This is a genomic window from Erythrobacter sp. A6_0 (assembly GCF_017744235.1).
GTDB lineage: Bacteria > Pseudomonadota > Alphaproteobacteria > Sphingomonadales > Sphingomonadaceae > Qipengyuania.
Window position 1 is genome coordinate 176,912 of sequence record NZ_JAGHQR010000001.1, and the last position, 20,815, is coordinate 197,726.

Annotated in this window: 21 protein-coding genes and 1 other RNA gene; 9 read left to right on the forward strand and 13 right to left on the reverse strand. The window is 64.3% G+C overall.

Annotation, left to right across the window (positions count from 1 at the left end; all coding sequences use genetic code 11):
* The first annotated feature begins 81 nt into the window (after positions 1 to 81).
* Positions 82 to 870: an SDR family oxidoreductase gene (locus tag J7347_RS00955; protein ID WP_209160504.1), complete on the forward strand. Its 789-nt coding sequence runs from the start codon at positions 82 to 84 to the stop codon at positions 868 to 870.
* A gap of 245 nt (positions 871 to 1,115) precedes the next feature.
* Positions 1,116 to 1,415 carry a hypothetical protein gene (locus J7347_RS00960; RefSeq protein ID WP_209160506.1) on the forward strand — a complete coding sequence of 100 codons (300 nt, stop codon included), beginning with the start codon at positions 1,116 to 1,118 and terminating at the stop codon, positions 1,413 to 1,415.
* 21 nt (positions 1,416 to 1,436) lie between these two features.
* Here J7347_RS00960 and typA read toward each other — a convergent pair whose 3' ends face one another.
* The gene (gene typA, locus J7347_RS00965) at positions 1,437 to 3,266 is read right to left on the reverse strand and encodes a translational GTPase TypA (protein ID WP_067683860.1); all 1,830 of its coding nucleotides are present in this window, start codon (positions 3,264 to 3,266) and stop codon (positions 1,437 to 1,439) included.
* Between the two features lie 307 nt (positions 3,267 to 3,573).
* Between typA and J7347_RS00970 the strand changes: the two genes are divergently transcribed.
* A complete protein-coding gene (locus tag J7347_RS00970; protein ID WP_209160508.1) occupies positions 3,574 to 6,222 on the forward strand; it encodes a TonB-dependent receptor in 2,649 nt (882 codons plus the stop codon).
* A gap of 104 nt (positions 6,223 to 6,326) precedes the next feature.
* Here the strand turns inward: J7347_RS00970 and J7347_RS00975 are convergent, their stop codons facing one another.
* Complete coding sequence (locus J7347_RS00975) at positions 6,327 to 8,834, reverse strand: FtsX-like permease family protein (RefSeq protein WP_209160510.1); 2,508 nt, start codon at positions 8,832 to 8,834, stop codon at positions 6,327 to 6,329.
* Positions 8,831 to 9,553 (reverse strand): ABC transporter ATP-binding protein, encoded by a 723-nt coding sequence (locus tag J7347_RS00980; protein WP_348521529.1) that lies wholly within the window; start codon positions 9,551 to 9,553, stop codon positions 8,831 to 8,833. Before J7347_RS00980 ends, J7347_RS00975 begins: the two co-directional genes overlap by 4 nt.
* A gap of 14 nt (positions 9,554 to 9,567) precedes the next feature.
* Between J7347_RS00980 and J7347_RS00985 the strand changes: the two genes are divergently transcribed.
* Positions 9,568 to 10,287: an arylesterase gene (locus J7347_RS00985; RefSeq protein WP_209160512.1), complete on the forward strand. Its 720-nt coding sequence runs from the start codon at positions 9,568 to 9,570 to the stop codon at positions 10,285 to 10,287.
* Positions 10,288 to 10,314: 27 nt separating this feature from the next.
* Here J7347_RS00985 and recF read toward each other — a convergent pair whose 3' ends face one another.
* Entirely contained in the window at positions 10,315 to 11,403 is a 1,089-nt protein-coding gene (gene recF / locus J7347_RS00990; RefSeq protein WP_209160514.1) for a DNA replication/repair protein RecF, read from the reverse strand.
* A 93-nt stretch (positions 11,404 to 11,496) separates the two neighbouring features.
* Between recF and J7347_RS13220 the strand changes: the two genes are divergently transcribed.
* Genes J7347_RS13220 through J7347_RS01005 form a run of 3 tightly spaced genes read left to right on the forward strand, consistent with a single transcriptional unit; the run spans position 11,497 to position 12,096 of the window.
* Positions 11,497 to 11,742 (forward strand): hypothetical protein, encoded by a 246-nt coding sequence (locus J7347_RS13220; RefSeq protein WP_156501923.1) that lies wholly within the window; start codon positions 11,497 to 11,499, stop codon positions 11,740 to 11,742.
* 28 nt (positions 11,743 to 11,770) lie between these two features.
* Complete coding sequence (locus tag J7347_RS01000; protein ID WP_209160516.1) at positions 11,771 to 11,884, forward strand: recombination protein F; 114 nt, start codon at positions 11,771 to 11,773, stop codon at positions 11,882 to 11,884.
* Positions 11,881 to 12,096: a PspC domain-containing protein gene (locus J7347_RS01005; RefSeq protein ID WP_209160518.1), complete on the forward strand. Its 216-nt coding sequence runs from the start codon at positions 11,881 to 11,883 to the stop codon at positions 12,094 to 12,096. Before J7347_RS01000 ends, J7347_RS01005 begins: the two co-directional genes overlap by 4 nt.
* A gap of 68 nt (positions 12,097 to 12,164) precedes the next feature.
* Here J7347_RS01005 and J7347_RS01010 read toward each other — a convergent pair whose 3' ends face one another.
* The 5 genes from J7347_RS01010 to J7347_RS01030 are packed head-to-tail and all read right to left on the reverse strand — an operon-like array spanning position 12,165 to position 15,779.
* Positions 12,165 to 12,974 (reverse strand): SDR family oxidoreductase, encoded by an 810-nt coding sequence (locus J7347_RS01010; RefSeq protein ID WP_209160520.1) that lies wholly within the window; start codon positions 12,972 to 12,974, stop codon positions 12,165 to 12,167.
* A gap of 2 nt (positions 12,975 to 12,976) precedes the next feature.
* Positions 12,977 to 13,531, reverse strand: a complete 555-nt coding sequence (locus tag J7347_RS01015) for an NUDIX hydrolase (protein ID WP_209160522.1) — start codon at positions 13,529 to 13,531, stop codon at positions 12,977 to 12,979.
* Positions 13,532 to 13,581: 50 nt separating this feature from the next.
* Complete coding sequence (locus J7347_RS01020; RefSeq protein WP_209160524.1) at positions 13,582 to 14,256, reverse strand: hypothetical protein; 675 nt, start codon at positions 14,254 to 14,256, stop codon at positions 13,582 to 13,584.
* Positions 14,257 to 15,120, reverse strand: coding sequence for a TPM domain-containing protein (locus tag J7347_RS01025; protein WP_245173753.1), 864 nt, complete (start codon positions 15,118 to 15,120; stop codon positions 14,257 to 14,259).
* A gap of 8 nt (positions 15,121 to 15,128) precedes the next feature.
* Positions 15,129 to 15,779, reverse strand: coding sequence for a LemA family protein (locus J7347_RS01030; protein WP_067678579.1), 651 nt, complete (start codon positions 15,777 to 15,779; stop codon positions 15,129 to 15,131).
* Positions 15,780 to 15,922: 143 nt separating this feature from the next.
* On the opposite strand from J7347_RS01030, the gene mscL reads away from it, so the two are divergent.
* Positions 15,923 to 16,414 (forward strand): large conductance mechanosensitive channel protein MscL, encoded by a 492-nt coding sequence (mscL, locus tag J7347_RS01035; RefSeq protein WP_067678577.1) that lies wholly within the window; start codon positions 15,923 to 15,925, stop codon positions 16,412 to 16,414.
* Positions 16,401 to 16,745, forward strand: a transfer-messenger RNA (tmRNA) gene (gene ssrA / locus J7347_RS01040). Before mscL ends, ssrA begins: the two co-directional genes overlap by 14 nt.
* A gap of 69 nt (positions 16,746 to 16,814) precedes the next feature.
* Here the strand turns inward: ssrA and J7347_RS01045 are convergent.
* The 4 genes from J7347_RS01045 to J7347_RS01060 form a co-directional block, all read right to left on the reverse strand.
* The gene (locus J7347_RS01045) at positions 16,815 to 17,060 is read right to left on the reverse strand and encodes a hypothetical protein (RefSeq protein ID WP_209160526.1); all 246 of its coding nucleotides are present in this window, start codon (positions 17,058 to 17,060) and stop codon (positions 16,815 to 16,817) included.
* A 130-nt stretch (positions 17,061 to 17,190) separates the two neighbouring features.
* Positions 17,191 to 18,441, reverse strand: a complete 1,251-nt coding sequence (locus J7347_RS01050) for an N-succinylarginine dihydrolase (RefSeq protein ID WP_209160528.1) — start codon at positions 18,439 to 18,441, stop codon at positions 17,191 to 17,193.
* Positions 18,438 to 19,454 carry an arginine N-succinyltransferase gene (locus J7347_RS01055; protein ID WP_209160529.1) on the reverse strand — a complete coding sequence of 339 codons (1,017 nt, stop codon included), beginning with the start codon at positions 19,452 to 19,454 and terminating at the stop codon, positions 18,438 to 18,440. Before J7347_RS01055 ends, J7347_RS01050 begins: the two co-directional genes overlap by 4 nt.
* Positions 19,451 to 20,650 carry a hydrolase gene (locus J7347_RS01060; protein WP_209160530.1) on the reverse strand — a complete coding sequence of 400 codons (1,200 nt, stop codon included), beginning with the start codon at positions 20,648 to 20,650 and terminating at the stop codon, positions 19,451 to 19,453. The genes J7347_RS01055 and J7347_RS01060 overlap by 4 nt, the downstream gene beginning before the upstream one ends.
* Positions 20,651 to 20,815 lie beyond the last annotated feature (165 nt).

Here is a 20,815-nt window from a genome sequence, read left to right on the forward strand (position 1 = left end):
AAGACCGGTAGAGGTATCGGACCTTCCAGCGGACAGAAGGGTTGAAGGGGTGAACCCTTCATTCTTCAAAGGCCCGACTCCATGAACCGTTTTTCCGAAACCACCGTCCTCGTCACAGGCTCGTCTTCCGGCATCGGTGCCGCGATCGCGCGCCGGTTTTCCGCAGAAGGGGCGAATGTCGTCCTGAATTCCCGCACGCGCGAGGATCTTGAAAAGGTCGCGAAGAATCTGCCTGACGATCGCACTCTGATCGTCGAAGGCGCGATCGGCGGCGCGGATTTTGCGAAGGAGATCGTCGGGAAGACCGTCGAACGCTTCGGTGGGCTCGACGTGCTGGTGAACAATGCCGGCATCGCCGCCGCCGGTCCTCTGGCCGAGGCGGACGAGGACGATATCGAGAGCGTGATCGATATCAACGTGAAGGGCATGCTCTATATGTGCCGCGCGGCCATCCCCGAACTGGCGAAGAGCCAGAGTGCGGGTGGTGCTTCGATTATCAACACCTCCAGCGTGTCGGGCAGCGGCGGCGACTGGACCATGCCGATCTACAACGCATCGAAAGGCGCGGTGACCAATCTGACTCGCGGTCTTGCTCTCCAATTGGGCGCGCAGGGCATCCGCGTGAACGCCGTCATGCCTTCGCTGACCCGGACCGATATGAGCGAGGGCATTCGCGACAATAAGAACCTGATGGACGCGTTTCTGCGCCGCATTCCGCTGGGCCGCGTCGGCGAGCCGGAAGATGTGGCGAGCGTCGTCGCCTTTCTCGCGAGCGAGGATGCGCGGTTCGTGACAGGGGCGAACCTGCCGGTCGATGGCGGGGTCAGCGCGTCGAACGGACAGCCGAATTTCATGGCGCTCGGCGACTGACTTTGGGCCATCGACCTATCATCGCGCTGCCGCTTCGCCTCGGCTCGCTCGCCGCACTTGTTTTGCTAGCGGCATGTTCGAACGATCCGTCAAACTCGCAGGAAGACCGGAACTCCGGAAAAGTCGCTACGCGGACCGAACCGGGCGAGGTCGCTCCACCTGACCCGTCCAGCTCTGCGGAATTGGCGCCTAACGAAAGCCCGGCTCCGCAAAAAGAAGAGGAGCGGGGCGTTGCCGGGGCTTCCGTGCAGGACACGATACCGGCGCGTTTCCACGGGCTTTGGTCGGAAGATCTCGACCATTGCGGCGTGCCCAGACACCAGCGCTACGACATCGGAGAGAGCCGCATCGGCTTTTTCGAAAGCACCGGCATCGTGCGCACGGTGCGGGTTCGCGGCGACTACGCCGCCGCGACCGTCTTCGAACAATATGGCGACGGCCCGGGCACCCGATACGCCTTTTATATGGCGCTGGAAGGTCCGGACCGGATGCGGGCGCGCTACGATACCAGAGACGGATTCGTGTTGCGCCGCTGCCCGGACTGATCGGACCCCGGCGGGCGGATCTCAGCCGTCCTTGCGCTTGGCCTTCTTGCGCTCGTGCGGATCCAGGATCGCCTTGCGCAAGCGGATAGTCTGCGGCGTCACTTCGACCATCTCGTCATCGTCGATATAGGCGATGGCCTGTTCCAGCGTCATCACGCGCGGGGGCGTCAGGCGGATCGCATCGTCCTTGCCGGTCGAACGGAAGTTGGTGAGCTGCTTGGACTTCAGCGGGTTGACTTCGAGGTCCTGCGGCTTGGCATTCTCGCCGATCACCATGCCTTCATAGATCTTTGCGCCGCCGCTGATGAACAGCTCGCCGCGATCTTCCAGCGCGTACAGGGCGTAACCGGTCGCCTCGCCCGCCACCATCGAGATCAGCACGCCGTTCTGGCGGCCTTCGATGGGGCCCTTGTGCGCGTCGTATTTCTCGAACAGGCGGTTCATGATGCCGGTGCCGCGCGTGTCGGACAGGAATTCGCCGTGATAGCCGATCAGGCCGCGGCTGGGGGCGGAGAAAGTGACGCGCGTCTTGCCGGCGCCGGAGGGGCGCATGTCGGTCAGCTCGGCCTTGCGGCGCTGCATCTTTTCCACGACCGTGCCGGAATGCTCGTCGTCCACGTCGATGACGACCGTTTCGAACGGCTCCATGCGCTGACCGTTTTCTTCACGGAACAGGACGCGCGGGCGCGAAATGCCCAGCTCGAAGCCTTCGCGGCGCATCGTTTCGATGAGGACGCCGAGCTGCAATTCGCCGCGCCCGGCGACTTCGAAGCTGTCCTTGTCGGCGCTTTCGGTAACGCGGATGGCGACATTGGTTTCCGCCTCGCGCATCAGGCGATCGCGGATCATGCGGCTGGTGACCTTCGATCCCTCGCGGCCCGCCAGCGGACTGTCATTGACCGAGAAGCGCATTGCCAGCGTGGGCGGATCGATCGGCTGGGCGGCAATCGGTTCGGTCACGGCCGGATCCGCGATGGTGTTCGACACGGTCGCCTTTTCGAGGCCCGCCATGGCGATGATGTCGCCCGCCTGCGCGCTTTCGACCGGCACGCGGTCGAGCCCGTCGAAGCTCATCAGCTTGGTCGCGCGGCCGACTTCGACCACGTTGCCGTCGGCATCCAAAGCGCGGATCGGATCGTTGATCTTGACCGTGCCGGACTGGACCCGGCCCGTCAGGACGCGGCCCATGAAATTGTCGCGGTCGAGCAGGGTGGCGAGGAAGCTGAACGGCCCGCTGGTGTCGAGGCCGGGGGACGGGACATGGTCCACGATCAGCTTGAACAGCGGTTCGAGATCGCCCGAGCGCGCGGTCGCATCGGGGCTGGCATAGCCATCGCGACCCGAGGCCCAGAGCGAGGGGAAGTCGAGCTGCTCGTCATTCGCATCGAGGCTGAGGAACAGCTCGAAACATTCGTCCAGCACTTCGTCGGGGCGGGCATCGCTGCGGTCGATCTTGTTTACGACGACGATCGGCTTGAGGCCTAGCGCCAGCGCCTTGCCGGTGACGAACTTGGTCTGCGGCATCGGGCCTTCCGCAGCGTCGACCAGCAAGATCACGCCGTCGACCATGCTCAGGATACGCTCCACCTCGGCGCCGAAATCGGCGTGGCCGGGGGTGTCGACGATGTTGATACGCGTCGTCTTGCCTTCGTGCTCCCATTCCACGCTGGTGCACTTGGCGAGAATGGTGATCCCGCGTTCCTTTTCCAGATCGCCCGAATCCATCGCGCGCTCCTCCACGCGCTGGTTTTCGCGGAAGGTGCCGGACTGGCGGAACAGCTGGTCGACCAGCGTGGTCTTGCCGTGGTCGACGTGGGCGATAATGGCGACATTGCGCAGGTCGCGGGACATGGGCGGGGTGCTTTCGTGAGGATCGGAAAATAGGGGGAACGGGCGAGCGAACACCCTGTCCGCGCGGCCCCTAGCCGACTTGCTGCAATGCGGCAAGCTCACAGACGGCTTCCCACCCTCGCCAAGCCGTAGCGGAAGGTGTGGCGGAGGCGCAACACGGATCGAAGCTCGTCGAAATGGCGGGATCGCGCTTGTTCCGGGGGGGCGCGCCACGTAAAGGGCGGCGGTGCAAGCGCGGCTTTACCGCGCGCATCGGAGAGAAAAGCGGTTCCAACGATATCGCTTTCGAGAAGAGAGGTTTTTTTTCATGAATTTTTCGCGTTCGTTTTCGCGTGGCGTTTCCGCCGGCCTGTTTGCCGGTGTCGCCGCGATCGCCCTCATGCCCAGCGCGGTCGCCGCGCAGGCGATCGAGGAAGATACGACGACGCTCGACAACGATGCCGACCTGACGGATGGCGAGCCCGATGTGGCCCCCGCCGCCGATAACGACGTCATCATCGTCACCGCCACCAAGCGTGCCCAGACTCTTCAGGAAACGCCCGTCTCGGTCAGCGTCACCACGGGCGAGACGCTCGAACGCGCGGAAATCCGCGACCTGCTCGACCTGCAGACGGTCGCGCCGTCGCTGCGCGTCAGCCAGCTGCAGAGCTCGGCCAACACCACCTTCTTCATCCGCGGCTTCGGCAACGGTGCGAACAATGTCGGCGTCGAGCCTTCGGTCGGCGTGTTCATCGACGGGGTCTACCGTTCGCGTTCGGCGGCGCAGATCAACGATCTCGCCAATGTCGCGCGCATCGAAGTGCTGCGCGGGCCGCAGTCCACCTTGTTCGGCAAGAATGCCAGCGCCGGCATCATCTCGGTCGTCACGCGTGAGCCGCAATTCACCTTCGGCGGCAGCGCCGCGCTGACCTACGGCAATTACGACAATATCGTCGTGCGCGGCGACGTCACCGGCCCGATCACCGACAGCGTCGCCTTCTCTCTGGAAGGCAATTACAACACGCGCGACGGCTATGTCGATGTCGTCAACCTCGACGAGAAGATCAACGATCGCAACCGCTACGGCGCGCGCGCGCAGCTTCTCTTCGACAATGGCGGGGCGCTGCGTGTCCGCGCGATCGGCGATTATTCCAAGATCGACGAGAATTGCTGCTTCGCCGGCAACGTCCTCGCCGGGCCGACCTTCGCTGCGACCCGCGCGGTGGGCGGCAATGTCGCGGCGAACGATCCGTTCAGCTACGAAGCCTATCTGAACCAGCTGCCGACCAACGACATCGAAAGCTATGGCGGCTCGATCCAGGCCGATTACGAGATCGGCGCCTTTTCGCTGACCTCGATCACTGCCTATCGCGAATTGCGCGCTTTCAACCAGCAGGACGTCGATTTCACCAGCGCGGACGTGGTCAGCGAATTCCGCGACCAGGCGGTCGACACCTTCACGCAGGAACTGCGCCTGACGTCGGATTTCGACGGTCCGTTCAACTTCCTGCTCGGCGGCTTCTATTTCAACGAAGACGTGGTGCAGACCAGCGGCCTCGACAATGGCGCGGCGGCACGGCCGTTCTTCAACGCCTTGGCGGGCGGCGCGCTTCCGGCGGCCGAAGCGGCGCTGGGCATCCCGCAGGGTGGCAGCTTCGCCCAAGGGCCGCTTTCGCGTGAAGCCTTCACGCTTCAGAACGAAAGCTATTCGGTCTTCGGAACGGTGGATTTCGAAGTCACCGATCGCATCACGCTGACGGGTGGCTTCAATTACACGAAGGACGAGAAGGACTTCACTCTCGCACAGCAATCCTTCGATCCGCTGGCGAACGTGAATCTCGTCGATGCCTTCATCGTCGGCCAGATCGCCCGTGCGCTGAACGTGGCGCCCGGCGCGGTGACCCCTACGGTCATCAACGGCTTTGCGACCAATCCCGCCACGCGACCGGCCTTCGGAGCGATCACGAATGCCGCGCTCAATCCGGCGGTCAATCCGCTGCTCGCCCTTCAGCCGCTGCAGTTCATCCCGCCCTTCCTGGGCGTGCCGAATGCGGTCGAACCGGGCCAGACGGAAGACGACGACTGGAGCTATACCGGCCGCATCGCGTACGAGGTGAACAACAATATCAACGCGTATTTCACCTACGCCACCGGCTTCAAGGCGAGCTCGGTCAACCTGTCGCGGGACAGCCGGCCGCTGGCCTCCGACTTCACGCCCGGTCCGCGCGGCAGCCTGATCCTCGCGCCGTCCTCGCCGATCCGCGACGCGGGCATTGCGGTGCCGAATCTGGGCACCGGGTCGCGCTTCGCCGGGCCGGAAGAATCGGAAGTCTACGAACTCGGCATCAAGCTCGATTATCCCGGCTTCGCGCTGAACGTCGCGCTGTTCGACCAGACGCTGGACGGCTTCCAGTCGAACGTCTTCACCGGCACCGGCTTCGCTCTGGCGAATGCGGGCGAGCAATCGACGCGGGGTTTCGAGCTCGACAGCACGATCAGCCCGACCGACGCTCTGGTGTTCACCTTCGCGCTGACCCATCTCGATCCGATCTATAACAGCTTCACCAATTCGGCTGTCGGCGATCTGACGGGCACGCGCCCGGCGGGGATCCCCTCGTTCACGATCGCCACCTCGGCGACCTATACGCAGGAATTGGGATCGAGCGGCAATCTGCTGATCGGACGCGTGGATTTCTATCACGAGAGCGACACTCAGCTGATCGAAGGCGTTCCGGGGTTCGGCACATTCGACCAGCAGCGCGCGATCGCCCGCAACTACACGCGCGAAGTCAATCAGGTGAACGCCTCGCTGACCTTCGCGATGGAGAACGGATTCGAAGTGACCGGCTATGTCCGCAATCTGGGCGACGAGCAGTACCTCACCCAGATCTTCCCCAGCACCGCGCAGGCGGGCTCGATCTCGGGCTATCCCAGCCAGCCGCGCACGTACGGCGTGACGGCGCGGGTCCGGTTCTAAGACCGCGCTTCACAGCATCGACTAAGGAGAAAGGGGGCTTTCGAGCCCCCTTTTCTTTGTCCTGTGATCCGAGCCTGAGAAAGCCGGGACTGCGGAGCGGCATGTCAGAGCGTGCGCAGCGCCTGCGCCGGCTTGGCCCGTAGCAGAGGCAGCGAGCCGCCGATCGCGAAGGCCATCACGACCGCAAGCCCCATGCCGAGCACGGCGAAGATCTCGCTCCAGTCGGGCAGCCAGTCGAACTCGAACAATTGGGTGATGACCAGCCAGGCGAGCAGGCTGCCGAGCCCCAGAGCCACCACGGCCAGCGCCAGCGCCAGCACGCCGTATTCGATCAATTGCATCGCCAGCACCTGCCGCCGGTCCGCGCCGAGGACGCGCAGGATCACCGTATCGTAGGTCCGCGCCGCACGCGCAGCGGCGATGGCCCCCAGCAGCACGGAAAGACCCGCCAGCACGGCAACGCTTGCCGCGGCCAACGTGGCGAGGCCGACCTGTTCGAGCAGCGTGCGCGCCTGTTCGAGAATGCCGCCGACCTCGATCACCGAGGAAGACGGAAATTCGCGCACCAGCCCCTGGAGAATCGGTGCAGTGGGCGTCTCGTCCGCAAGTTCGATCGTGGCGGCGAGATTGTGCGGCACATCGTCGAGCGCATTGGGGCTGAGCACGAAGACGTAATTGAAGCCCAGGCTTTCCCAATCGATCGTGCGCAGATTGGCTATGCGCGCGGTCCGCTCGGTCCCCAACACGCCGAAGGTCAGCAGATCGCCGATTTCGAGCCCGGCAGCCTCGGCGAATTCCTGATCGACCGAGACCAGCGGCTCGCCCTCATGGAACGGGCCCCACCAGTCTCCTTCGACGATGGTATTGCCAGGGGGAACCTCGTCGGCATAGGTCAGGCCGCGTTCGCCGCGCAGCGCCCACGCGCCGTCGGGGATTTCCTCGAGCTCGGCGGTGCGGGTCATGTCGCCGTCCGACCCGAAGGCCAGCACCGCGCCGCGCAGGGCGGGAACGGTGCGGATATCGGCTTCGGGATCTTCGCTGCGGACGAGATCTTCGAACGCCGTAACGCGATCGCGCGGAACGTCGAGGACGAAGTAATCGGGGGCCTGATCGGGAACGCGGCGCTCGATATTCCCGTCGATCGCGGATTGGACTGCGGCGAGGAGCACGAAGGCGGCAAGGCCGAAGCCGAGCGCAGTAACCAGCGCGCCAGTCGAAGATCCGGGGCGGTGGAGATTGGCAAGCGCGTTGCGCGCGATCGGATTATGCGGGCGAGGGAGCGCCCCGGCGATTTTACGGATCGCTAGACCCAGGAGAGCGAGCAATCCCAGAGCGGCCGCCGCGCCGATCAGGAACAGGCCCGATAGCTGCCAATTGCTCGCCGTCAGAAGCGCCAGCGCGACGATCGCCGCCAGCCCCGCGCCGACGGCGATCAGGGCCTGCCGATCCCGCGCCAGCGGCGCGATCCGCGCCCGCATCAGCGCCATGGCAGGGAAATGGCGCGCGCGCAGCAGCGGCGGCGCGGCGAACACGAAGGCGACCAGCAAGCCGTAAGCCAGCGCGGTCAGCAGAGCGAGCGGATCGACCACGAAGCCGGTTTCGACCGGCAGCAGGCCGGACAGGGCCACGGCCAGAAGCGGGGTCACCGCCACGCCCACCAGCAGCCCGGCAAGGCTGCCCGCCAGCGCCGCCGCCCCGATCTGGAGCGCGTAGATGCGCGCGATATCGCTGCTGCTCGCGCCCAGGATCTTGAGCGTCGCGATCGCCTGCCGCCGCGCGTCGAGATAGGACGTTACGCCGCCGCCGATCCCGATACCGGCGATGACGAGCGCGGCAAGGCCGACCAGAGTCAGAAATTCGCTCATTCGGCTGACGAAGCGATCCGCGCCGGGCGACGCGCGATCGGCGGTGCGAAAATCGAACCCGGCTTCCGGGAAGCGGTCTTCCAGTTCGTCGCGCACGGCCTGCGGATCGCGGGGCGTGGCAAAAGCGACGCGGGTCTTGCTCTGGAACATCGATCCCGGCGCAAGCAATCCAGCCGCTTCCGGCAGGCCTTCCGCCACGATCACGGTCGGGCCCAACTGGAACCCCTCGCTCAATTTGTCGGGCTCGGTCGCGATGATGCCGCCGACTGTCAGCGTGCGCGTGCCGATGGCGATGGTCTGGCCGGGTTCGACGCCGAGTCGTTCGGCAGCGCCGCGATCCAGCCAGGCCTCGTCCAGCGCAGGCGCACCCACATTGCGACCGTCTTGCAGGGTCAATGCACCGTAGAGCGGATAGGCATCGTCGACCGCCTTCAAGCCGATCGGCACCGCCTGATCGCCGCGCCGCGCCATCGCCTGCAACCGGTATCCACGCGTCAGCGACCCGTATTCGGCGAGGGCGGCGTCTTCTTGCGCGTTGAGCGAACGCTGCCACAATTCGATTTCGAGGTCGCCGCCGAGCAGTTCCTGCCCGCTCGACGCGATCTCTCCTTCGATCGCCGCAGTCAGAGTCCCGATCGCCGCCAGCGCGCCTGTGCCCAGAAACAGGCAGACCAGCAAAAGGCGCAATCCCTTGAACCGCGCATTCAGATCGCGCCGCGCGATCCGCCAGGCTTCGCCCCAGGTCATGTGCGCGTGTCGCTCGCAATCACCCCGTCGCCCAGCTGAATCACCCGATCGCAGTGTTTGGCGAGTTCCGGATCGTGAGTAATGACGAGCAGGGTCGCGCCGGTTTCCGCGCGGCGGGCGAAGAGCAGTTCGACGATTTCCTGCCCCGTCGCCGCGTCGAGATTGCCCGTGGGCTCATCGGCAAAGATCAGGTCGGGTCGCGGCGCGATGGCGCGGGCGATGGCGACGCGTTGCTGTTCGCCGCCGGACAATTGCTGCGGATAATGGTCGAGCCGATGGCCGAGCCCGACTGCCTCCAACTCCGTTCGGGCGCGTGGCTGCGCTTCCTTCTCTCCCGACAGTTCCATCGGCGTGGCGACGTTTTCCTGCGCGGTCATGGTCGGCAGGAGGTGAAAGGCCTGCAGCACGATCCCGATCCGCCCGCGCCGCGCATGGGCCAGCGCATCCTCGTCCATGCCGACGAAATCCTGACCTGCGACTTGAAGCGTACCCCCGCTCGCGCGTTCGAGACCGGACAGGACAGCCATCAGCGAGCTCTTGCCCGAGCCGGACGGGCCGAGCAGCGCCACCGTTTCGCCCGGCATCACGTCGAGATCGACGCCGCGCAGGATTTCAACCGGCGCTTCCGCGGTTCCAAGAGTGAGGGTGAGATTGCGGGCGGAGATCGCAGCTTGAGAATTGGTCACATCGCTGCGATGGCACAGGGTGCCGCCCGTCACAAGGAGCCTCGCTGGTGCATCTCGTCCGTTTGTCGATCCTTCCGCTGCTGATCCTCCTTGCCGCCTGCGGCCAAAGCGCCGACCCTGCGCCTCAGGCCGACGAAACGGCACGTCGGGCGACGCCCTCCGCCGCGAACGACGATACGCCGCAAGTCCCTGTAAGCGGGCCGGAGCGCCGCATCCTCGCCTTCGGAGACAGTCTGTTTGCGGGCTACGGTGTGGGAGTGGAGAACAGCTATCCCGCCAAGCTGGAAGACGCGCTGCGGGCGCGGGGGATCGATGCTCGGATCGTCAATGCGGGCGTGTCGGGGGACACCAGTGGGGCGGGGCGCCAGCGTCTGCCCTTCGTGCTGGACAAGCAGACGGATATCGATCTCGTCATTCTGGAACTGGGCGGTAACGATTTGCTGCGCGGCATCCCGCCTGCCGAAACGCGCGCCAATTTCGAAACGATGCTGGGTGAATTGCGTGAGCGGGGCATTCCAGTCCTGCTGATGGGAATGCGGGCACCGCCCAATTACGGGCCGGAGTTCCAGCGTGAATTCGACGCGCTCTATGGCGATCTGGCGAGGGAATACGGAGCCGAGCTGATCCCGTTCTGGCTGGAGACGGTCTATCAGCGGCCCGACTTGTTTCAGGACGACCGCATCCACCCGACCGAAGAGGGCCTGCAGGTCCTGGCGAACGACACGGTGGCGCAGGTCGCAAAGGCCTTGCCGGAGCCCGAAGAGTAGAAGCCAAGAAACGCGCGGGCCACTGAGTCAGGGGCGCGTAACCGCGCCATCGCGCACTTCCCAGACCGACGCTTCGCCCGCGATCGCTTCGAAGGGAGCGGTCTCTGTCCCAGTCATCCAGACCTGTGCGCCGCCGCTGCGCAACCGATCGAACAAGGCCACGCGCCGATCGGGATCGAGATGCGCGGCAACCTCGTCCAGCAAGAGCAGCGACGCGCGACCTCTCGCCGCGAGCGCCGCGTGCGCCAGCGTCATTGCGAGCAGCAGCGCCTTCTGTTCTCCGGTCGAGCAGGCGGCGGCCTGCATCCGTTTCGCGGCGTAGAGCACGTCCAGATCGTCGCGATGGGGGCCGGTCAGCGTCCGCTGGGCGGCGCGATCGCGGCGGCGCCCGTCATGGAGCGCCTGCGACAGGGCTTCGAAACCGAGCGGGCCGCCCGGCGCGTAGCTCAACGCGGGACGGGGGAAGGGCGCTTCGGGTTGCGCCACGATCTCGGCCATCATCGCATCGACCAGCCGCGCGCGTCCCGCAGAGAGCGCGTCGCCATGTTCGGCGAGCTGCTTTTCGATCGCATCGAGCCAGGCGGGATCGGGCTCGCGATCTTCGCCGAGCAGGCGGTTACGTTCGCGCAAGGCCGCTTCGTAACGGTTGGCGTGGCTCGCATGCTCGGGATCGAGCGCAAGCGCCAGCCGGTCCATATAGCGTCTTCGATCCTGCGCAGGCCCGGTGAAGAGGCCATCCATCGCCGGGGTGAGCCAGCCGATCGCGATCCATTCGCCGAGCGAGACGGCGCTGGTCTCGGCGCTGTTGATGCGCACGCGGCGGCGGCCCGGCTGCGCGGCTTCGGTATAAGTGCCGATCCGAACGGGTTCGTCACCGACATTATCGTGAGCCAGGCTCGCGCCGATCGCGAAACCGCCGGGCCCGTCCTGGCGCGCCATATCGGCCAGCGCCGCCCGCCGCATGCCCCGGCCCGGCGCGAGGAGAGAGAGCGCCTCGAGGATATTGGTCTTGCCCGCTCCATTTCCGCCGACGAGCAGGTTCAGCCGACCGGTCCCATCGATCGCGGTTTCGGCATGGTTGCGGAAGTTCGAAAGAGAGATGCGGTCGAGCGCCATGAGCGGGTGAGGAGATAGCCGTGCGCTCGCGATACCGCCACTCGAATTGGGTGGATTCCAAAATGTGGTGAGATTTCCCAACCTTTCGGATTGATGAACGAACGCGTCAGGAAGCGAGGAGGCCGAAACGGCGAAATTCAGCCGTTTTTCAAGTTTGGCACGGCGGTTGCAATCATTCTGGCATCCCCGGAAGGGCCGGGGTTCAGGGAAAAAGGAAATTCAAAAATGTCTCTCTTCAAAGCCAACAACGCCTTCGCCGCCATCGCCGCTTTCGCCATTTCGGCCATCTGCATGGCCGCCGCGATCGTCCCCGCCAGCCCGTCCGGCCTCATCGCCTAAGCCCATTTAGAAAAAAGGAAATCATCTCATGTTCGACTTCGACGGCAGCAAGCTGTTCGCAGCCGCCTTCTCGCTGGCCCTCTCGGCCGTGTTCCTCGCCACCGCGATCGTCCCCGCTACTCCGAACGGAATGCTGGCATGAACGATCTTCGCAACTCATCCACTGGCGGCGCGCCTAGCAAGAGCTTCGCGCTCGACCGCCGCAATGCCAAGCTGATGGGCGTGTGTTCCGGCATCGCCCGTCATTTCGGGATCGACGTTACTCTGGTGCGGGTCGGTTTCGTCCTCGGCACGCTGCTCAGCTTCGGCAGCTTCCTGCTGATCTACCTCGCGATCGGACTGATCGCGGATTGAGGGGAGGGAGATGATCCGCTCTCCCTCCCGGCCGCCAAGCCGTTCCACGGAAGCAATCGCAGAGAAATTTACATAGCGGAGATTCCGCCGTCGAGCTTCAGCTCCGCGCCGGTCATGAACTTGCTCTCGTCGCTGGCGAGATAGACCACGGCATCGGCGATATCGTTGGGTTCGCCGACCTTCTTCAAAGGGATCTGGCGGGCAAGCTTTTCCAGCAGCACGTCCTTGTCCAGATTGTGGTTCTTCGCCGTCCCGTCCAGGATCGGCGTATCCACGAAGGTCGGGTGAACCGAATTGCAGCGGATATCCATACGGTTCTTCGCACAGTGGAGCGCGATCGATTTCGACAGCATCCACACCGCCGCCTTCGACGAATTATAGGCCGGCATGGTGTCGCTGGCGATCAGCCCGGCAATGCTGGAGATATTCACGATCGATCCCGGCGCATGTTCGCGCATCAGCGGAAGCGCGGCCCGACAACCGTGGAAGATCGAATCCACATTGACTGAGAAGCATCGCTTCCAGTCGTCGAAATCGCAGGTCTCGATATTACCGCCCACGCCGATCCCGGCATTGTTGACCAAAACGTTCAACCCGCCGAGCTTGTCGCGCGCCATATCGACCGCCTTCGTCCAATCGTCCGGATCGGTGACGTCGTGGGCGCAGGCGAAGGCGGTTCCTTCGCCGAATTCCTCGTTGATCAGTCGCGCGGTTTCTTCGGCGCCTTCGCCGTTCCGGTCAGTGCAGAGCACGCGCGCGCCTTCTTCAGCCAGCCGGGTCGCATGGGCGCGCCCCAGACCTTGCGCCGCACCCGTCACCAGCGCCAGCTTGCCCGCGCACCTGCCTTTATTCGCCCGGCTCTTATTCGCTTCGGCCATAGTCACTCTCCTGCGATTATATCCTGTCCCAGCAGCAAGAGCAGGCGCACGTCGACGCCGCAACCTTCGGCGCGTTTCCGGTCGAGAAAATCCTTCAGCCCGGCGCGCGAAACGCGGTGTACCGCGATATCCTCGCTGTCGGTTCCGCCACCGGGTCCGATCTCTTCGAGCTCGGTCGCGCGGACGAGCGTGAAGCTTTCGCTGACCATGCCGGGAGAGGAATAGAACCGGCCGATCTCTTCCAGCCTGCCCGCGCGAAAGCCGGTCTCCTCCTCAAGTTCGCGGCCTGCGGCGGCCAGATCGTCTTCATCGGCATAGCCTTCTTCATCGCCAATCAGGCCCGCGGGCAGTTCGATGCAATTGCAACCCAGCGGCACGCGATATTGTTCGACGAGGATCACGTCGTCGCCGATCAGGGGCAGGATCACGGCGGCGCGGATATTGCGCGCACGCCCGACATATTCCCACCGCCCCCGCGTCTTGGCGGTGATATAGTCGCCCTTCCACTCGATCGTTTCGGGGGCGTCGTGGTCGGGCGTGTTGCGGGGATCGATCATGGATTTCCGTTCGGGACTGGCATTCGGCACGGGAGAGGCGGAATCGAAGGTCAGACCTCGATCAGCCGATCGGGCAGTTCGTTGGTGTCCTCGGCATCGCGCGGGAAGCGTTCGGCCAGAACCGCGCCGACATCGCGTACGCCCACCGCCAGACCTTCGGCGATGCGCCCTTCGCGAATTTCGGCCAGCATGTCTGCCATCGCCTCACCCCATACCTCTGCCGGGACCTGCCCTGCGATCGTTTCGTCGGCGACGATCTCCGCGCGGTGCTCGCGCATGGAGAGGTAGAGGAGGACGCCGGTGCGCCCATGCGTGCGGCTTTCCGCGCCGACCTTGAAATGACGGATCGCGGCGTCGCGTGCGCGCGCGGCTTTTACGGGTTTGGGAATGAGGGCGAACCGCAGGGGATCGATGGCCAGAAGCAACCAGGTCGCCGCGAACGCCACGAGGCCCAGTGCGATCGTCATGCTCGCAAGTTCTCCGGTCGTCCAATCGTGCCCCCAGCCGCCGATCAGGGCGTCCCACAGGTCGAGGAAAGGCAGGGGCAGGGCGGCAAACACGCTCATCGCGGTAAAACCCATGCCCGCCGCGTAGACGAGCACGACGTCCGAAAAGCCATCGCTGCGATCGGCCAGGACGGTCACGATTTCGCCGCTGGTCGCCGTTTCCGCTTGTGCAACGGCATCGGAAACGAGCTTATGCTCCTTTTCGGAAAGATACGCCATCTACCAGCCTCCCGAAGCGCCGCCGCCACCGGACATGCCGCCGCCGAAGCCACCGAACCCGCCGCCTCCGAAGCCGCCACCACCGCCGAAGCCGCCGCCACCACCCCAATCGTCGCCGTCGGAAAGACCGCGAACCACGGCCTTGCCAGCTTCCCACAGGATGATGTCGCGCGCCGCATTGCCCCATGGGCCGCCTCGTCCGCGCCTTCTGCCTCCGAAGCGACGCTTGCGCCCGCGGCCGCGCAACATCGGAAGGACGAAGAAGAACAGGAGGAAGGCGATCCAGATGATCGCGCCGATGGGAAAACCACCATCGCGCGACTGACGTTCCTGCCGGGCGGCCTGCTGCGCCTCTTCGATCGCGATCGCGTCTTCCGGACTGTTCGCCAGGTGATCCAGGATGGCATCGACACCCTGCGTCACTCCGGCATCGAAATCGCCTGCCTTGAATTGCGGCGTGATCACATCGTTGATGACGCGCCCGGCCATGATCCCGCCGAAATACGGGTGGAGGCCGTAGCCGACCTCGATCCGCATACGGCGTTCGTCCTTGGCGACGAGCAGCAACAGCCCGGTGTCCCGCTGCTCGCCCCCGATGCCCCACTCGCCGAACAATCGGGTCGCATAGGGTTCGATGGTCTCACCGCCCAGCGAAGGTACCGTCGCGACTATGATCGACCGTCCGGTTTCGCGATTGTAATCGCGCAACCGCTGGTCGAGTGCGGTTTCGGTCGCGTCGGACAGCATGTCCGCGCCATCATAGACCGGCCCGTCGGGGCGCGGCGGCAGCTCCGCCTGCGCCAGGGCAGGCGCAGTAGCGAGGGCCGCCAGGAGCAGCCAGCATGCAAGGAACAGGCGCATCATCGCGCCGCTCAGTTCGCGCTTTCAGTTCCGGGCGTCTGTACGGCCGTCGCGCTATTTCCGGTGATGCCGCTCATATCCACCTCCGGATTTTCCCGGCTGACGGCATCGGCTTCGAAATATTCGAGCGGCTCGGCACCGTGAATGATGTTCGCCCCGATGGTCGAGGGGAAGGTGCGGATTTCCGTGTTATAATCGCGCGCCGCTTCATTATAGCGGACGCGTTCGGTGTTGATGAGATTGTTCGCCTCGTCGATAGCGACCATCAAATCCCCGAAGCGCGGCTGGCTGGCGAGCTGCGGATAGTTTTCGACCACGGTGCGAAGCTGGCCCAGTGCCTGTGTAAGCTGGTTCTGCGCTTCGTTGAAACGCTGAAACTCTTCGGGATCGCTGAGATCGTCGGTCGTGATGTTGATCGAGGTCGCGCGGGCGCGGGCATCGACGACGCCCTGAAGAATGTTCTGCTCCGAAATCGCAGCGGCTTGAACCACCGAAACGAGATTGGGAATGACATCCGAACGCCGCTGAAGGGCGGTTTCGACATTGCCCCACTGCGCCTTGGCCGCCTCTTCCTTGGTCGGGACCGAATTGATCCCGCAGGCCGACAGCGTGAGCGCGGCCATGGCTACGATTGCGGTACGGAAAGCGGCGATGCGTTTCATGATGCGACAAATTCCCCTGATGAGTGTCTTGGAAAGATAGCACACCCGATGCGCGGTTCAAGCGTGGGTGGACGATTTCCGGTGCTTGATCGCGCCGCCGGGAAAAGGCAAATCGGCGCCGGGTCATAGATAGAGAGGACGGCATGGCACTGGGAACCGAATTCAGGAAATTCATCGCGCGCGGCAATGTGATCGATCTCGCGGTCGGCGTGGTGATCGGCGCGGCGTTCAGCGGCATCGTTACGCAATTGACCGAGGCGGTGCTGATGCCGCTGATCGGCTGGATCTTTGGTGATATCGACTTTTCGAACTGGTTCCTGATGCTGGGCGACGTTCCGGAAGGCTATGAGGGCGCGCTCGACAATTACGAGCAGCTGAAGGAAGCGGGCGTGGCCATGATCGGCTATGGCGCGCTGATCACTGCGATGATCAATTTCCTGATCGTCGCCTTCGCGCTCTTCATGCTGGTCCGCAGCGTCAACAAGGTGACCGAGGAAATTCAGCGCAAACAGGCGGAAACCGAAGAGAGCTCGACCAACCCGGAAGTGCCCACCGATCCGCAGCTGGACGTTCTGAAGAAGATCCTGGCGGAACTGAAGGACGGCAAATCCGCGCCTTCATCCACTTCACATTAAGGCGGAAGCGCCTATATGGGGTCTGTCGGTTTCGACCGACTATGGCGATAAATGGTGCCGTGCAATAGGTACAACGGACCCGGGGGCGGTACCCGGCGGCTCCACCACAAACCGCGTATTTTCGGGGTTTATGACGGGGCCGAACTAGGATCGACGTGTGCTGAAAGACGGTATTTTCGCCCGGGCTGAGTAACCCGTAAAACTGTTCGCAACACACAAGTGCCAACGATAACGAAGCACTCGCTCTCGCTGCGTAATCTGACGGCCTAGCGGCCTGATCTTACAAAGCTAAAGCGCGGTTGGACCCACCGGGCAACAGAAGCGGATTCCGGGGCTCCGGGGGTAGCTAGCAACAGAAACCCCCACCTCACACATTCAAGATATCGAGCGATGACGAGGCTCATGCCTCTGGTGGTTCCGCCGCTTCCTTCTCCGCGCGCTCGTAGCGCAGGCAGTCGAGGATCTTCGCGCCGCCCAGAAACACTGCGCCCGCCGTTGCCGCCATGAGGACGTAGCCCATCGGGCCGGGATAGATCTCGGTGTAGTGCGCGCCACGCGTCATCGCGCCCAGAGCCAGGGCGAAGATGATCAGATACGCTTCGAAGCGATTCTTGATGACAAAGAGACGCTTGATCTTATGCAGCACAGGGAACGCGATCCTTTCTTAACCATACCCGACGCAAGAGCCGTGCCAGGCGAGGATTCCTGCGGCTTGCGATCGTTAACGCAAACGCTCTTGTAAAGCTACCCGACAGCGCCGACCGAACGCGCCTACGTCAGAGCAATTCGTCCAGCGACAATACGCCGAGCAAGGCTTCGCGCGCATCTCTGACGCGCCCTGCCAGCGATTCGCTGCCGATCTCGGAAGGGTGGATGGTTTCGGGCCACATTTCGGCCACCACCGCCTCGATCCGCGTCGCCTTTCCTTCGTCGAGCAGAAAGCGCGCATCCACGGTCCTGGGATCGGCGACGACGCGCAAACGCAGGCAGGCCGGCCCGCCGCCATTGGCCATCGACTGGCGCACATCGACCGGGATGACCTTGCGGATCGGGCCGTTGCTCTCCAGCATCCGCTCGCACCACGACCAGACGCTGGCGCTATCCCGACACTCGCTCGGCACGACCAGCGCCATTTCGCCCGAGGGCAGCGTGAGAAGTTGGGCGTTGAACAGATAGGTCCGGATCGCTTCTTCGAGGCTGACAGCCTCTTCGGGCACTTCGACCACTTCCAGCGCCGGAAAGGCGGCGCGGATCGCTGCGTAGGCGCCCTGCTGGTCCGCAAAGGCGCGGGCGTGGGTGAACAACATCCGCTCGTTGGCGACTGCGACCACGTCGTTATGGAAAGCCCCGGCGGCGATGGCTTCGGGGTTCTGTTCGATGAAGACGCAGGCGTCGGGGTTCAGCTGATGGAGGCGCGCCACGGCGCGGCTGGCCTGTTCGTGCTGGCGCGCGGGGAATTTGCCGCCCTGCCGACCCCATACGAACACTTCGACACCGGGCGATCCGTGGCTTTCGCAAAAGCGCATGTGATTGGCCGCGCCTTCGTCTCCGAAGCTGGAAGGCACCGCGTCATGCACTGCGAAATGGCGGGGATCGGCAAAGGCGATGTCGAGCTGGGCCTTGGTATCCCGCCATTCCTGCCCGCGATGCAGCATGGTGACGAGATTGGCGGGCGTCAGATGGCAACGATTGTCGGCGGTATCGGGTGCCGGGCTGACCGTGGCGGCATTGGCAGTCCACATGCTCGACGCGGACCAGGCGGCGGCGAGGAGCGGACCGTCCAGGCTCTCATCCGCGCCAATAGCGCGCAGCAGGCCGTCATTCGGGCGCGGCAAGGGCAGCAGAAAACCTTGCGCCAATCCGCGCTCCATATTCCCCCGCATTTTCGCAATGCCTTGCAGGGCGGCGGCGCGCGGAAAGCTCGGATCGCCCTTGTGGCTGGCGCTGGCGATATTGCCGAGGCTGAGCCCTGCGTAATTGTGCGACGGGCCGACGATCCCGTCGAAATTGATTTCGACCAGGCTCATCGCGTCACGCTCCAGACCTCGTCGCCCACGGCGACTTCGAGAGCCTGTGCACAAGCCGCATCGATCGCGATATTGCCGTCTGCGTCGACTTCCCGCCGACCGTAGGCGCAGCGGAAATCCTTGAGCGATCCGGTGGCGATCAGCGCGCGTTCCCCGATATCGAGCGAGATGTCGCTCAACGTGCCCGGCGTCGCTTCAGCGATGCTCTTCACCTGATCGGTCCGCGCGGTCATGGTGGGGCCGCCATCGAAGATGTCGACGTAGTTTTCGTACGCGAAGCCTTCCTGTTCCAGCATCCGCATCGCAGCGCGGCCGGTGGGGTGGGGCAGGCCGATCACCTTGCGCGCATCCTCGTCCAGCATCGCGATATAGACAGGGTGCTTGGGCATCAGATCGGCAATGAACTGGTTGCCGTTGATGGCGTTGAAATAATCCGCTTCCTGGAAGCTCATCCCGAAGAAACGCCCCGCGACCCCGTCCCAGAACGGCGAGCCGCCCGCATCGTCGATAATCCCGCGCAATTCGGCGAGGATACGCGGGGCAAAGCGCAGGCGATGCATGGCGATGAAGAGATAGCGGCTGCGCGCCAGGAGCAGGCCAAGCCCGCCCGCGCGCTCGTTGGGATGAAGGAACAGGCCGCCCACCTCGCTCGATCCTTCAAGATCGGTGACGAGGCTGAGCAATTCGGCGCGCACCGTGCGGTCCAGTTCCTGGCTGTGCTGCGTCAGCGTGGTGAGCCGATAGGAATAGAACGGCCATTGCTGGCCGACCTGGGTGAACAGCTGGCACGTGCCGCGCACCTGTCCGTTCTCGGTATTCTCCAGCACCAGCACGAACTGATCGTCGCCAAGCTCGTCGTCTTCTCGCGCGAAGGCGTTTTCGGCGCGGGCCAGCTTGGCTTCCAGTGCGCTGCGATCGGCGGGCAGATTGGTGAAGCCACCCCCCGTCAGTTTCGCCATTTCGTAAAGCGGTTCGATGTCTTCGGGCCGGGCGGCGCGCAGGCGGAAGGTCAAAGCGGGTCTCCGTTGGCGAGTTTTTCGAGCACCAGAGCCGACAGCGCGGCCCGCTCGGCGAGCGAGGGGACGATCATGTATTCGTCCGGCGAATGGATGGCGCCGCCGCGTACGCCCATCGTGTCGACCACGGGGACACCGCAGGAGGCGATGTTGTTGCCGTCGCACACGCCGCCGGTCGGCTGCCAGCCAATGGTCTGCCCCAGTTCGGCGCCGCAGCTCTTCACCAAGTCGAACAGTTTCTGCGCGCGATCGTCCACCGGCTTGGGCGGGCGGGTCACGCCGCCATGGCGATGGATCGCGATTTCATGGTCCGCTTCGATCGCGGCGAGGATCGGGGCCAGTTCGCCGTCGAACCGCTCCATCGCGTGGGTGGATTTGGGGCGGATGTTGAAGCGCAGGATGGCGAGATCCGGTACGACATTGTTGGCCGCGCCGCCTTCGATCTTGGCCGGATTGATCGTGATATCGTCCTTGGCGAGCTCCACGATCCGCATCACGAGATCGGAGGCGGCGACGATGGCGTTGCGCCCGTCCTGCGGATTGCGCCCGGCATGGGCGCTTTGGCCGCGCAGGGTGATGGAATAATTCCCCGTCCCCCCGCGCGCATGGGCGAGCGTCCCGTCGGGCCGCGCGCTTGGCTCGTAAGTCAGCGCGGCGTATTTGCCCTGCGCCAGTTTTTCGATGAGGGGGCGGCTGGCGAGGCTGCCGGTTTCCTCATCCGAATTGATCATCACGTCATAGCCGAGACGGTCGGCATTCCCGCTCGCCTCGAAGGCCCTGAGCGCATGCAGGATCACGCACAGGCCGCCCTTCATATCGGCGGTGCCGGGGCCGTTGACGGTCTCGTCGTCCAGCCAGCTGTTTTCCTGAAACGGGTGATCGACCGGATAGACGGTGTCCATGTGCCCTGTCAGCACCACGCGCCGAGCCGCTTCGGGGCGGACGCGCAGGACCAAGTGCCTGCCGTGCGGCTTTTCGAATTCGGTCCCGTCGGCGGAAATGGCGGAGACCGGCGCGGGCTCGACCAGTTCGACCTCGCCCGGAAGCACTGAGAATGCGCTGGATAGCTTGTCGGCCATCACCGCCAGCCCTTCGAGATTGGCGGTTCCGCTGTTGACCGACGCCCAATCGAGCGTCTGGTCGAGCATGGTCTTCGCGTCGATGCGGTCGAGCAGGGCGTTTTGTGTGGTCATCGCCAGCGGGCTTAGCGGCGGTCCATAGGCTTTTCCAGTCCGGTGCCCGCTGCGTAAGGCAACGAGCCACAAGTCTGCGCGGACCGCCCCAAACGCCATGGGAATCGGCTTGCAAGCGAAGGCTTGCAAATCATCTTGCCCCGGGACATAAACGGGCTCGCTCCT